The sequence below is a fragment of the Streptomyces sp. DvalAA-14 genome, assembly GCF_900091855.1.
Lineage (GTDB): Bacteria > Actinomycetota > Actinomycetes > Streptomycetales > Streptomycetaceae > Actinacidiphila.
On sequence record NZ_FMCH01000415.1, the window covers coordinates 1 to 12,940 of the forward strand.

The 12,940-nt window shown below is 72.3% G+C and carries 9 protein-coding genes and 1 pseudogene; 8 read left to right on the plus strand and 2 right to left on the minus strand.

What is annotated here, in order from left to right:
* A pseudogene (locus GA0115240_RS38490) lies at positions 1-296 on the minus strand (hypothetical protein); the annotation flags it as partial.
* A gap of 219 nt (positions 297-515) precedes the next feature.
* Here GA0115240_RS38490 and GA0115240_RS22165 point away from each other — a divergent pair.
* The 5 genes from GA0115240_RS22165 to GA0115240_RS22185 all read left to right on the plus strand — a co-directional run bounded on the left by GA0115240_RS22165 (position 516) and on the right by GA0115240_RS22185 (position 5,970).
* Positions 516-1,355: a response regulator transcription factor gene (locus GA0115240_RS22165; protein WP_176725139.1), complete on the plus strand. Its 840-nt coding sequence runs from the start codon at positions 516-518 to the stop codon at positions 1,353-1,355.
* 43 nt (positions 1,356-1,398) lie between these two features.
* Positions 1,399-2,427, plus strand: a complete 1,029-nt coding sequence (locus GA0115240_RS22170) for a LacI family DNA-binding transcriptional regulator (protein ID WP_093738890.1) — start codon at positions 1,399-1,401, stop codon at positions 2,425-2,427.
* A 116-nt stretch (positions 2,428-2,543) separates the two neighbouring features.
* Positions 2,544-3,722 carry a S1C family serine protease gene (locus tag GA0115240_RS22175; RefSeq protein WP_093738892.1) on the plus strand — a complete coding sequence of 393 codons (1,179 nt, stop codon included), beginning with the start codon at positions 2,544-2,546 and terminating at the stop codon, positions 3,720-3,722.
* Between the two features lie 71 nt (positions 3,723-3,793).
* Positions 3,794-4,540, plus strand: a complete 747-nt coding sequence (locus GA0115240_RS22180; protein ID WP_093738900.1) for a response regulator transcription factor — start codon at positions 3,794-3,796, stop codon at positions 4,538-4,540.
* Positions 4,537-5,970, plus strand: coding sequence for a sensor histidine kinase (locus GA0115240_RS22185; protein WP_093738894.1), 1,434 nt, complete (start codon positions 4,537-4,539; stop codon positions 5,968-5,970). The genes GA0115240_RS22180 and GA0115240_RS22185 overlap by 4 nt, the downstream gene beginning before the upstream one ends.
* A gap of 3 nt (positions 5,971-5,973) precedes the next feature.
* On the opposite strand, the gene GA0115240_RS22190 is transcribed toward GA0115240_RS22185, so the two are convergent.
* The gene (locus tag GA0115240_RS22190; protein WP_093738896.1) at positions 5,974-7,761 is read right to left on the minus strand and encodes a bifunctional metallophosphatase/5'-nucleotidase; all 1,788 of its coding nucleotides are present in this window, start codon (positions 7,759-7,761) and stop codon (positions 5,974-5,976) included.
* 262 nt (positions 7,762-8,023) lie between these two features.
* On the opposite strand from GA0115240_RS22190, the gene GA0115240_RS22195 reads away from it, so the two are divergent.
* From GA0115240_RS22195 to GA0115240_RS22205, 3 genes are all read left to right on the plus strand, one after another.
* On the plus strand, positions 8,024-9,289 hold the full coding sequence (locus GA0115240_RS22195; protein ID WP_305112963.1) for an MFS transporter: 1,266 nt from the start codon (positions 8,024-8,026) through the stop codon (positions 9,287-9,289).
* A gap of 107 nt (positions 9,290-9,396) precedes the next feature.
* Entirely contained in the window at positions 9,397-10,353 is a 957-nt protein-coding gene (gene mshD / locus GA0115240_RS22200) for a mycothiol synthase (RefSeq protein WP_093738898.1), read from the plus strand.
* A 333-nt stretch (positions 10,354-10,686) separates the two neighbouring features.
* Positions 10,687-12,909 (plus strand): RNA degradosome polyphosphate kinase, encoded by a 2,223-nt coding sequence (locus tag GA0115240_RS22205; RefSeq protein ID WP_093738904.1) that lies wholly within the window; start codon positions 10,687-10,689, stop codon positions 12,907-12,909.
* Positions 12,910-12,940: the final 31 nt, after the last annotated feature.

Below are 12,940 nucleotides of genomic sequence, written 5' to 3' on the forward strand. Positions count from 1 at the left end.
GGCCGCCGGACGCGCCGTGGCCGCGGAAGGAGAAGGTCAGCCACGCCCCCGTAGGCGCTGAGCTGCTCGGCCGCCCGGCGGACCGCGGGCCGCTCCAGCGCGCCGGTGAAGCCGTGTGCGACCACGATCGCCAGCCGCCCGGGGCGGCCGGAAACCTCCTGCTCGGGCACCCGCATCGGCAGATGCTCCGCCTCGATGGACACCCCGTCCGACGTCAACAGGACCACGCGCCGACCACTCGAAGTGAGCGGAAAAACACGCGGACGTTTGTCTTTGGTCTCGGCCTGGCTGTCCATGTCGGCTATTCTTCCGTGCAAGAGGACCTGGGCAATGTCGCCCCCGGGTCCTTTCGTGCTTTCCAGCACGCGGCACATCGTCCTCGCGGGGACCGAGGAGGGTTCAGTTTTGAGCCAGCTCTACCAGTTCGGCCAGCTCTACTCGGCAGTTCCGGCCGCTGCGCGCGCGGAACGCCCCACGACGTGTCATGTCCGGACGACGATCGACGGGAGCGCCCGGTGAGTTCACTCCTGCTGCTGACCAATGCCCTTCAACCCTCCACCGAAGTGCTGCCCGCGCTCGGCCTGCTGCTGCACAGCGTGCGGGTGGCACCCGCCGAGGGCCCGGCCCTGGTGGACACCCCCGGCGCCGACGTGATCCTGATCGACGGCCGGCGCGACCTGCCGCAGGTGCGCAGTCTGTGCCAGCTGCTCCGCTCCACCGGCCCGGGCTGCCCGCTGCTGCTGGTGGTCACCGAGGGCGGACTCGCCGCGGTCACCGCGGACTGGGGAATCGACGACGTACTGCTGGACACGGCCGGCCCGGCGGAGGTCGAGGCGCGGCTGCGGCTGGCCATGGGCCGCCAGCAGATCACCACGGACGACAGCCCGATGGAGATCCGCAACGGCGACCTGTCGGTGGACGAGGCCACGTACAGCGCGAAGCTCAAGGGCCGGGTACTCGACCTGACCTTCAAGGAGTTCGAGCTGCTGAAGTACCTGGCCCAGCACCCGGGCCGGGTCTTCACCCGCGCCCAGCTGCTTCAGGAGGTCTGGGGCTACGACTACTTCGGCGGCACCCGGACCGTGGACGTGCACGTACGGCGGCTGCGGGCCAAGCTCGGCGTGGAGCACGAGTCGCTGATCGGCACCGTGCGCAATGTCGGCTACCGGTTCGTGACGCCGGAGAAGGTCGAGCGCGCGGCGGAGGAAGCGGCGCGCAGCGAAGCGGCGCAGGGCCGCGGCGGCGCGTTCACCGCGGGCCGGCCGGCGAACGGCGGCACCGGCCCCGGCACCGGCCCCGACGGCGGGCTCGGCGGCCAGCACGACGGTCGCACATCCGCTGAACAGACCGTATGAAGATCAGTGTGACGGTCGGATAGACACGCGTAGACTTCGCGCCGTGCCCAAGGTGACGCGCGACGATGTGGCCAGGCTGGCGGGGACCTCCACGGCGGTCGTCAGCTACGTCATCAACAACGGACCCCGGCCGGTTGCCCCGGCCACCCGCGAGCGGGTGCTCGCGGCCATCAAGCAGCTCGGCTATCGCCCGGACCGCGTGGCCCAGGCGATGGCCAGCCGCCGCACCGACCTCATCGGGCTGATCGTGCCGGACGCCCGGCAGCCGTTCTTCGCGGAGATGGCGCACGCCGTCGAGCAGGCCGCCTCCGAGCGCGGAAAAATGGTGCTGGTCGGCAACTCCGACTACCTCGACGAGCGCGAGGTGCACTATCTGCGGGCGTTCCTCGGCATGCGGGTGTCCGGGCTGATCCTGATCAGCCAGGGCCCCAGCCAGAACGCCGCCGCCGAGATCGACGCCTGGGACGCGCGGGTGGTGCTGCTGCACGAGCGCCCCGAGGCGATCGACGACATCGCGGTGGTCATCGACGACATCGGCGGCGCCCAACTGGCCACCCGCCACCTGCTGGAGCACGGCCATCCCTATGTGGCCTGCCTCGGCGGCATCGAGGTCACCCCGGTCACCGGCGACCCGGTCACCGACCACGTGGTCGGCTGGCGGCGCGCGATGGAGGAGGCCGGCCGCTCCACCGAGGGCCGCCTCTTCCACGCGCCGTACAACCGCTACGACGCCTACCAGGTGGCGCTCGGACTGCTGGCCGGCCCGGACCGGCCGCCGGCCATCTTCTGCGCGACCGACGACCAGGCCATCGGGGTGCTGCGGGCGGCGCGCGAGCTGCGGATCGACGTACCGGGCGAGCTGGCGGTGGCCGGCTTCGACGACGTCAAGGAGGCCGGGCTGGCCGACCCGCCGCTGACCACGGTCGCCTCGGACCGCCAGGCGATGGCCAGGGCGGCGGTGGACGCGGTGCTGGACGACTCGCTGCGGGTGCCGGGGGCCCGCCGCGAGCGGCTGCGGACCTTCCCGTCCCAATTGGTCGTACGCGGCTCCTGCGGGTGCCACCCGCGCTGAGATCCCCGGCGCCCCAGGTCCGGGGCGATCTTCCTTACATGGGGCATACCCACTTCTGTCGGGCTTCTCAGCGTGCGCTCAGGCGACTCTCATGAAGCGGGCGCAGAGTTTTTGTCATGACCGAGAGCAACCGCTACAGCGGCGAACCCCAGGACCCGCACGACGACCCGCAGGCACCGCTCTATTTCGGCCCGCAGACTCCCCCGGAGGCGGCCCCCGCCGCCGACGAGGGCGTGGGCCACGGTTTCCCCCCGCCCCCCTCCTACGCTCCCCCGACGTACGCGACCCCCGGCTACGCGTCCCCCGCGCCCGGTGACCAGCTGCCCGGCGACCAGCTGCCCGGCGACCAGCTGACCGGCGACCACACCGCGCACCGCCGGCGCCGCAGCGGAAAGCCGTTCGCACTGTTCGCGGCGGTGGCGCTCGCGGCCGGTGTGATCGGCGGCGGCGCGGGCGCCCTGATCGGGCACTCGACCGACCACCACGACACCGCCGCCGCCACGACCGCGGCGATCAACGCCAGCGCGATCGACGGCAGCGTGTCCGGGGTGGCCAAGGCGGTCAGCCCCAGCGTGGTGGAGATCAACGCGACCTCCAACTCCGGCAAGTCCACCGGCGCCGGCGTGATCATCACCGCCGACGGCCAGATCGTCACCAACAACCACGTCATCGCGGGCTCCGACAATGTGTCCGTGGTGTACAGCAACGGGCGGACCGCCAGTGCCTCGGTGGTCGGCACCGACCCGCAGAAGGACCTGGCGCTGATCAAGGTGCAGGGCGCCAGCGGACTGCCCGCCGCGACGCTGGGCAACTCCGCCGGTCTGGTGGTCGGCGACCAGGTGGTGGCCATCGGCTCCCCCGACGGCCTGGCCGGCACGGTGACCAGCGGCATCGTCTCGGCGCTCAACCGCGATGTGACCGTCCCGGTGGAGGACGGCCAGGGCCAGGACCAGCAGCAGTTCGGCGGCGGCGGTGACGACGGCAGCGGTGGCGGCAGCGGGCGCTGGCCGTTCTCCTTCGGCGGCAACCAGTACAACGGCGACACCGGCAGCTCCACCACCACGTACAAGGCGATCCAGACCGACGCGTCGCTCAACCCGGGCAACTCCGGTGGCGCGCTGATCAATATGAGCGGCCAGATCATCGGGCTGAACTCGGCGATGTTCTCCTCCTCCGACTCCTCCAGCGGCGACTCGTCCGGCGCCGGCAGTGTCGGCCTCGGCTTCGCCATCCCGATCAACACCGTCACCTCGGACCTCGCGCACCTGCGGGCCGGCGGCACGGGCACCAACTGACCCGGGCATGCGAGGCTGAGAGCAGCACAGAAATGAGCTCCCCCCTGTCCGTCAGCGAGGTATCCGACACCATGAGCCCCGGCGAGAGCGGCGAGGCCCCCGCCCGCATCCTGATCGTGGACGACGAGCCCGCCGTACGGGAGGCGCTGCGGCGCAGCCTGGCCTTCGAGGGCTACGACACCGCGCTGGCCGCCGACGGCATGGCGGCGCTGGAGCAGGCGGAGGCGTACCGGCCGGACGCGATCGTGCTGGATGTGCTGATGCCGCGGATGGACGGGCTGACCACGGCCCGGCGGCTGCGCTCCGGCGGGGTGACCACCCCGATCCTGATGCTCACCGCCCGGGACACCGTCGGCGACCGCGTCACCGGCCTGGACGCGGGCGGCGACGACTACCTCGTCAAGCCGTTCGAGCTGGACGAGCTGCTGGCCCGGCTGCGGGCGCTGCTGCGGCGCAGCTCCTACGCGGCCGGGGCCGCCGGGCAGGCCGGGACCGAGCAGGGCCACGCGCTGGCCTTCGCCGACCTGCGGATGGACACCGCCACCCGGGAGGTGACCCGGGCCGGGCGGCCGGTGGAGCTGACCCGCACCGAGTACACCCTGCTGGAGCTCTTCTTGACCCACCCGCGCCAGGTGCTCACCCGGGAGCAGATCCTCAAGTCGGTGTGGGGCTTCGACTTCGAACCGTCGTCCAATTCGCTGGACGTGTATGTGATGTATCTGCGGCGCAAGACGGAGGCCGGCGACATGCCGCGAGTGGTGCACACCGTGCGGGGCGTGGGGTACGTGCTGCGGGCGCCCGACGGCGGGCATTCGTGAGCTGGTTTCCGCTGCGCAGGCTTCCGCTGCGGTCCCGGCTGACCCTGCTGACCGCGGTGGCGGTGGCCGTCGCGGTGGCGGCCGCGGCGCTGGCCTGCTGGCTCTTCACCCGCAACCAGCTCAACACCCAGCTCGACGACTCGCTGCGGCAGCGGGACGTGGTGCCGACCGAGCAGATCGGCCACCTCTTCAACAGCCCCGCGACATGCCGCTCCTCCCCGCCGACCCAGGCCGACCCGTCGACGAACTTCATCATCAGCACCAACACCTCGGCGCAGCTGGTGCTGGCCGACGGTACGCACTGCTGGGTCCAGGGCCGCGAGACGATCCCCGTCACGCCGAGGGACACCGAGGTCGCCAAAGGCGGCTCGGCCGTCCTGCACACGGTCGGTGCGGGCGGCCACAAGCTGCGGGTCTACACGCAGCAGGTGCGGCTGGAGGACGGCCAGCTGATCGGCGCGGTCTCCGTCGCCCGGCCGCTGAGCGATGTGACCGGGCCGCTCGACCGGCTCGCCTGGGTGCTGCTCGCCGTCACCGGCGTCGGGGTGCTGGGCGCCGCGTCGGCCGGCCTGGTGATCGCCAGGACCGGGCTGCGGCCGGTGGACAGCCTCACCCAGACCGTCGAGCACATCGCCCGGACCGAGGATCTCAGCGTCCGCATCCCGGTCCAGGGCGAGGACGAGATCGCCCGGCTGAGTACGTCCTTCAACGCGATGACCGCCGCGCTGGCCTCGTCCCGGGACCGGCAGCAGCAGCTGATCGCCGACGCCGGGCACGAGCTGCGCACCCCGCTGACGTCGCTGCGGACCAACATCGAGCTGCTGGAGCGCAGCGAGGCGACCGGGCGGGCGATCCCGCCCGAGGACCGCAAGGCGCTGCTGGCGTCGGTGAAGGCGCAGATGACCGAACTGGCTTCGCTGATCGGCGACTTGCAGGAGCTGTCCCGTCCGGACGCGGTGCGCACGCTGGATGTCGTGCCGCTGCACGAGGTGACGGAGACGGCGCTGGAACGGGCTCGGCTGCGCGGGCCCGATCTGAAGCTGGTGGCGGACCTGCGGCCCTGGTTCGTCCAGGGGGACGCGGCCTCGCTGGAGCGGGCGATCGTGAACCTGCTGGACAACGCGGTGAAGTTCAGCCCGGCCGGCGGCGAGGTCGAGGTGCGGCTGCAGAGCGGACACCTGACGGTGCGCGACCACGGCCCCGGCATTCCGGCCGAGGAGCTGCCGCATGTCTTCGAGCGGTTCTGGCGGTCGCCGGACGCGCGGAGCCTGCCCGGCAGCGGGCTCGGCCTGTCGATCGTGGCGCGGACCGTGGAGCAGTCGGGCGGCGAGGTGGCACTGACCCCGGCGCCGGGGGGCGGCACGCTGGCCACCCTCCGGCTGCCGGGGGCGCCGACCGCGCCGCCCGAGGAACCGCCGTTCGCCGGCTGATCGTTACGGGACGACGGTCACCCGGTCCGCGGCCGGCGGCGCGATCGGCGCCGACGCGGAGGAGTGCGCGGTCAGATAGGCCGCGAAGGCCGCCAGGTCGTCGCCGCCGACCAGCGGGTCCGTGCCCTGGCCGAGGGCGGTGAAGCCGTCGCCGCCGCCGGCCAGGAAGTTGTTCTCGGCGACGCGGTAGGAGGCGGCGGGGTCGATCGGGGTGCCGTTGAGTTCGACCGAGCCGGTCACCACCTGGTCGGCGCCGGTCCTGGTGGTGTCCAGGGTGTAGGTCAGGCCCGCGGAGATCTGCAGGATCTTCGGGGCGGCGAGGTTGGCGCCGCTGACCTGCTGCTGGAGCGCGGCGATGATCTGCGCGCCGGTCAGCGTGGTGAGGTTGACGGTGTTGCTGAACGGCTGCACCGCGAAGCCCTCGGCGTAGGTGACGACGCCGTCGCCCTCGCTGCCGGTGGACGGGTACACCAGATCGGTGCGGATGCCGCCGGGATTCATCAGCGCCAGTTGCGTGCCGGGGTCGAGGGTCTTGCCGTAGGCGAGCTGGGCGTCGGCGATCAGGTCGCCGAGCGGGGTCTCCCGGCTGCCGGTGCGGCCGATGTCGGCGCTGATCCAGCCGATGGTGCGGCCGGCCACCGGGGCGGCGAGCGTGTTCCAGCGGGCGATCAGGGCGGTCATGTCGGCGGCCTTGGGCTGCACCCGGTCCACGACGTGGTTGGTGCCCTTGACCGAGGTGCGGACGATGTCGTGCGTGCGGACGTCGTACTTCATGTCCAGCTCGGTGTAGAGCCGGCCGAAGGAGGAGGCGCTGGTGACCAGCCGGGGCCGGCCGGCCGGGTCCGGGATCGTGCACACGTACGAGTTGTGCGTGTGGCCGGTGACCAGGGCGTCGACGTCCGGTGAGATCTTCTTGGCGATGTCCACGATCGGTCCGGAGATGCCGGTGCCGGCGCCGCCCGCGTCGCAGTCGTAGTTGTAGCTGCCGCTGACCGGGACGCCGCCCTCGTGGATCAGCGCGACCACCGCGTTGACGCCCTGCCGCTTGAGGATCTTGGTGTACTTGTTGACCGTCTCGGCCTCGTCCAGGAACTTCAGGCCCGCCACTCCCGCCGCGGTCACGATGTTCGGGGTGCCCTTGAGGGTGACGCCGATGAAGCCGACCTGCACGCCCTTGACGTTCTTGACCACGTACGGCCGCAGCAGCGGCCGGCCGGTCTGCTCGTTCACCACGTTGGCGGACAGGATCGGGTAGTCCGCGCCCGGGAAGGTCTTTCCGGGCTGGTAGCAGCCGTCGACCGGGTGGCAGCCGCCGTTCTGCAGCCGCAGCAGCTCGGCCTTGCCCTCGTCGAACTCGTGGTTGCCGACGCCGGTGACGTCCAGGCCGATCCTGTTCATCGCCTCGACGGTCGGCTCGTCGTGGAACAGCCCGGACAGCAGCGGGCTCGCGCCCACCAGGTCGCCGGCCGCCACCGTCAGCGAACGCTCGTGCCCCTTGCGGGCGGTGCGCAGGCTGGAGGCCAGATACTCCACCCCGCCGGCCGGCACCGCCTGCACGCTGCCGTCCGCCTCCAGCTCGTTCACACTTCCCGAGGAGCCGGCCGGCGGCTCCAGGTTGCCGTGGAAGTCATTGATGGCGAGCATCTGCAGGTCGACGGTCCGGTCCGCCGGCGGCCGACCGTGCCCGCCGTGGCCGCCATGGCCGTGAGCGGGCGCGGGACAGGCCGCGATCAGGGCACCGACCGCCGCCAGGCCGGCCACACCCACCGAGATTCTGCGTGCCAGAAACATGGATCCCCTTGCGTCCTCGGGTCAAGTACGGGTCAAGAGCGCTTCATGCGCTGTGCAGCCTAGAGTCAACGCGCGTAGTGCCGCAGGGATTCGGGAGTGAAGACGGGGTTACCTGCCGGAGCGCCGGCCGCACGCCTGTGCGTCTCAGCGTGCGTCGCAAGGTGCGTCTCAGGGGTGTCTCAAAATGCGGAACGAACTGTCTCACTCCCCGGATGTGCCGCCATAGTTGGTGGTACCACCCACCCGAGGAGGTGACGTCGTCGTGCGACGCTGGATGATGCTGGCGCTGGGCACCGCCGCGCAGACCGCGGCCTGCGCGTTCGTGTACGGGATCCCTTATCTGGCCGATGAGTTGCGCCGGCAGCAGCACCTGACGCTGACCCAGGTCGGACTGCTGGTGGCGTGTCCCACGGTGGGGCTGGTGGTCGCGCTGTACCTGTGGGGGGCCGCGGCGGACCGGTGGGGTGAGCGGGTGGTGATCGCGCTCGGACTGGGCGGGGCCGGCGGGGCGCTCGCCGGGGCGGCGTGGGGGGCGCACGGGATGGTCGCGCTCGGCGGGCTGCTGGTGGTGGCGGGGGCGGCCGGGGCGAGTGTGTACTCGGCGAGCGGGCGGCTGGTGATGGGGTGGTTCTCGGCCCGGGAGCGCGGACTCGCCATGGGGATCCGGCAGACCTCGACGCCACTGGGGATGGGCCTGGCCGCGCTGGCCATGCCGCCGCTGGCCGCCGGACACGGGCTGACCGGGGCGTTCGGCTTCCTGGCGGTGCTGTGCGGGGTCATCGCCGTGCTGATCGCGCTGTTCGCCGCCGACCCGGCCCGCCCGAAGGCGGCGGCCGGCGCCGAGCCCGCGCCGAACCCGTACCGCGGGGACACCACGCTGTGGCGCATCCACGGCTCGGCCGCGCTGCTGGTGGTGCCGCAGTTCACCGCCGGGGCGTTCGCGCTGGTGCTGCTGGTGGACGTCCGCGGCTGGTCCCCGGTGCACGCCGGGCAGTTGATCGCGGTCGCCCAGGGGATGGGCGCCGTGTCCCGCATCGTGGTCGGCCGCTGGTCGGACCGGGTCGGCAGCCGGCTGCGGCCGATGCGGCAACTGGCTCTGCTGACCGCCGCGGTGGTCGCCGCCGCCGCGCTGACCACCGCGTTCCCCTCGCCGCTCACCCCGGTCCTGCTGGTGGCCGCGATCGCGCTGACCGCCAGCACCAACGGGCTGTCCTTCACCTCCACCGCCGAGCGCGCCGGCCCGGCCTGGTCGGGGCGGGCGCTGGGCGTGCACAACACCGGGCAGAATCTGACCGCCGCCCTCGTTCCGCCCGCGATGGCCGCGCTCATCTCGGCCACCGCCTACTGGCCCGGCTTCGCGCTGGCCGCGCTCACCGCCTGCGGGTCCGCGCTGATCGTCCCGGTACCGCACCGGCCGGCCGCCGGACCGGCCGCCGGACCGGCCGCCGGACCGGCCGAGCCCACCGGGACCACCGGGACCACCGGGACCACCGGGACCACCGGGACCACCGGGAGCGTCCCCGCCTAGCCGACCGCGCGGCGCGGGCCGGGCCCGCCCCCCGTACGGGCGGCACCGCGGCTGACTCCCCGCTGGGGTGCCGTGGAAGCGGCGGACCCGCGCCGTACGATCTCGGCATGAGCGATCGGCGTATCGAAACCCTGTCCGAGCTGAACCAGGCTGCCGCCGCCGCGGTCCTGGACCTGATCGGGACGGCCGCCGACGCCGACGGCAGGCCCGCGGTCTCCGAGCAGGGCCTGCTGTACGTGCGGCGCGGCGACACCCCCGGCGTACGCCACCTGCTGCTGTGGACGCCGCGCGAGGCGCCCGGCGAGGCAGCGGACGATGCGGCCGGCGAGCCGGCGGAGGAGCTGACCGGCTACGCCCAGCTCGACGGCACCGACCCGATCGAGGCCCCGGCCGCCGAATTCGTCGTGCACCCGGCCCGCCGCTCGCACGGCCACGGCCGGGCGCTCGGCGACGCGCTGATGGCCGCCACCGGCAAGCGGCTGCGGGTGTGGGCGCACGGCGGCCTGCCCGCCGCCCGCCACCTGGCCGCCGTCCTCCATCTGAAGCTCTTCCGCGAGCTGCACCAGATGCGCCGCCCGATGGACGCCGAGCTGACCGGCCTGCCGGAGCCGCGGCTGCCCGAGGGCATCACGGTCCGCACCTTCGTTCCCGGCCAGGACGAGGCCGCCTGGCTCGCGGTCAACGCCGCCGCCTTCGCCCACCACCCCGAACAGGGCGGCCTCACCCAGCGTGACCTCGCCGACCGCGAGGCCGAGTCGTGGTTCGACCCGGCGGGTTTCTTCCTGGCCTACCGCGGCGCGGCGCTGGCCGGCTTCCACTGGACGAAGGTGCACGCCGACGAGGGACTGGGCGAGGTGTACGTCCTCGGGGTCGCCCCCAGCGAGCAGGGCAGCGGCCTGGGCAAGGCGCTGACCTCGATCGGGCTGCGCCATCTGGCCCGCGACAAGAAGCTCGGCACCGCGATGCTCTACGTGGACGCCGACAACAGCCCGGCCGTCGCGGTCTACGAACGGATGGGCTTCACCGTGCACGAGACGGACCTGATGTACCGCACCGAGAACTGAGGCACCGGGCCGGACCGCCCCGCCACCGGGCCGGAATCCGCCGCCACCGACCCGAAAACCGGCCGCGGACCGCCGCGGGACGCGAACACGCTGCGTCCGGGCGCCCCTGCCGGAAGCACCGCGCTTGCCTGACGGCCATGCGCTCGTTACCGGCGATTCAATCGCGCTTGCGAGCATCACGGGATGCAGCCCGCTGCCCCTCCCCCCACTCCCCCGCCCGACCTGCCGAAACCCTCGGCTACCCGGGACAATGGAGCGACGGCTGAGCGACGCCTCGGAAAGGCCGCCGGTCGAGCGTTCGACGTGCCGGAACCGGAGGAGGGCTCGCAGACCATGGCCCAGACGAATCACCCGAGTGTCCCTGTCCAGCCGCAGCAGGTTGAGGGGGACCCCGCCCTGGACGGCACTTTCCGGCCGCGTGTCGTGCCCAGCCTGGAGCCCGAGCTGCCTGACCTGGCCTCGGCCGGCGAGGACTACGACGAGGAGCTGCCGGAGGGCCGCTTCCTGGACCGCGAGCAGAGCTGGCTGGCGTTCAACGAGCGCGTGCTGGAGCTGGCCGAGGACCCCTCCACCCCGCTGCTGGAACGCGCCAACTTCCTGGCGATATTCGCCAGCAACCTGGACGAGTTCTTCATGGTCCGGGTGGCCGGCCTCAAACGGCGGATAGCCACCGGTGTCGCCACCCGTTCGGCCTCAGGGCTCCAGCCCCGCGATGTGCTGGACCTGATCCTGACCCGGTCCCGCGAGCTGATGGCCCGGCACGCCGCCTGCTTCCAGAACGACGTGGCGCCGCAGCTGGCCGACGAGGGCATCCACGTCATCCGCTGGGGCGATCTCACCGAGAAGGAGCAGGCCCGGCTGGCCACGCTCTTCCGGCAGCAGGTCTTCCCGGTGCTCACCCCGCTGGCCGTGGACCCGGCGCACCCCTTCCCCTATATCTCCGGCCTGTCGCTGAACCTCGCCGTGGTGGTCCGCAACCCGGTCTCCGGGCACGAGCACTTCGCCCGGGTGAAGGTGCCGCCGATCCTGTCGCGCTTCCTGGAGGCCGGACCGCAGCGGTACGTGCCGCTGGAGGACGTGATCGCCGCCCACCTCGATGAGTTGTTCCCGGGGATGGAGGTGCTCGACCACCACATGTTCCGGGTCACCAGGAACGAGGACCTGGAGGTCGAGGAGGACGACGCGGAGAACCTGCTCCAGGCGTTGGAGAAGGAGCTGATGCGGCGCCGCTTCGGGCCGCCGGTCCGGCTGGAGGTCGAGGAGTCGATCGCCCCCCGGGTGCTGGACCTGCTCGTGCACGAACTGAAGATGAAGCACAACGAGGTCTATCCGCTGCCCGGGCCGCTCGATCTGACCGGGCTGTTCGCCATCGCGCGCCTGGACCGGCCGGAGCTGAAGTACAAGCGCTTCATCGCCGGCACCCACCGCGACCTGGCCGAGGTCGAGTCGGCGACACCGCCGGACATCTTCGCGGCGCTGCGCGAGCGGGACGTGCTGCTGCACCACCCGTACGACTCCTTCTCCACCTCCGTGCAGGCGTTCTTGGACCAGGCGGCCGCCGACCCGGACGTGCTGGCCATCAAGCAGACCCTGTACCGCACCTCCGGCGACTCGCCGATCGTGGACGCGCTGATCGACGCGGCCGAGGCGGGCAAGCAGGTGCTGGTGCTGGTCGAGCTCAAGGCGCGCTTCGACGAGCAGGCGAACATCAAGTGGGCCCGCAAGCTGGAAGAGGCCGGCTGCCATGTCGTCTACGGCCTGGTCGGGCTGAAGACGCACTGCAAGCTGTCGCTGGTGGTCCGCCAGGAGGGCGAGACGCTGCGCCGCTACAGCCACGTCGGCACCGGCAACTACCACCCCAAGACCGCCCGGCTCTACGAGGACCTGGGGCTGCTCACCGCCGACCAGCAGGTCGGCGCGGACCTGTCGCACCTGTTCAACCGGCTGTCCGGCTACTCGCGGCGCGAGGCGTACAACCGGCTGCTGGTCGCGCCGCGCAGCCTGCGCGACGGGCTGATCCGGCGCATCATGGCGGAGATCGAGCACCACAAGGCCGGCCGTCCGGCCTATGTGCGGATCAAGGTCAACTCGATCGTCGACGAAGTGATCATCGACGCGCTCTACCGTGCCTCGCAGGCCGGCGTGCCGGTGGACATCTGGGTGCGCGGGATCTGCGCGGTACGGCCCGGGGTGGTCGGGCTGTCGGAGAACATCCGGGTCCGCAGCATCCTCGGCCGGTTCCTCGAACACTCCCGGGTGTTCGCGTTCGCCAATGCCGGCGATCCCGAGGTGTGGCTGGGCAGCGCCGACATGATGCACCGCAACCTCGACCGCCGCATCGAGGCGCTGGTCCGGGTCGCCGACCCGACGCACCGCGCCACCATCGGCCGCCTGCTGGAGATCGGGATGTCGGACTCCACGGCGTCCTGGCACCTGTCGGCCGACGGCAACTGGACCCGGCACAGCACCGACTCCGAGGGCCGGCCGCTGGTCAACATCCAGGAGATGCTCATCGACGCCCGGAGGCGCCGGCGTGGCCCGTCAGCAGCTACCTGACGGCCCGTCGGGCCGCCCGTACGGCGGCCCG

Excerpts from the sequence above, each read along its gene's own strand:
- GA0115240_RS22175 (WP_093738892.1), top strand. The coding sequence starts at position 2,544 with ATGACCGAGAGCAACCGCTACAGCGGCGAACCCCAGGACCCGCACGAC.
- GA0115240_RS22180 (WP_093738900.1), top strand. The coding sequence starts at position 3,794 with ATGAGCCCCGGCGAGAGCGGCGAGGCCCCCGCCCGCATCCTGATCGTG.
- GA0115240_RS22190 (WP_093738896.1), bottom strand. The coding sequence starts at position 7,761 with ATGTTTCTGGCACGCAGAATCTCGGTGGGTGTGGCCGGCCTGGCGGCG.
- mshD (WP_093738898.1), top strand. The coding sequence starts at position 9,397 with ATGAGCGATCGGCGTATCGAAACCCTGTCCGAGCTGAACCAGGCTGCC.
- GA0115240_RS22205 (WP_093738904.1), top strand. The coding sequence starts at position 10,687 with ATGGCCCAGACGAATCACCCGAGTGTCCCTGTCCAGCCGCAGCAGGTT.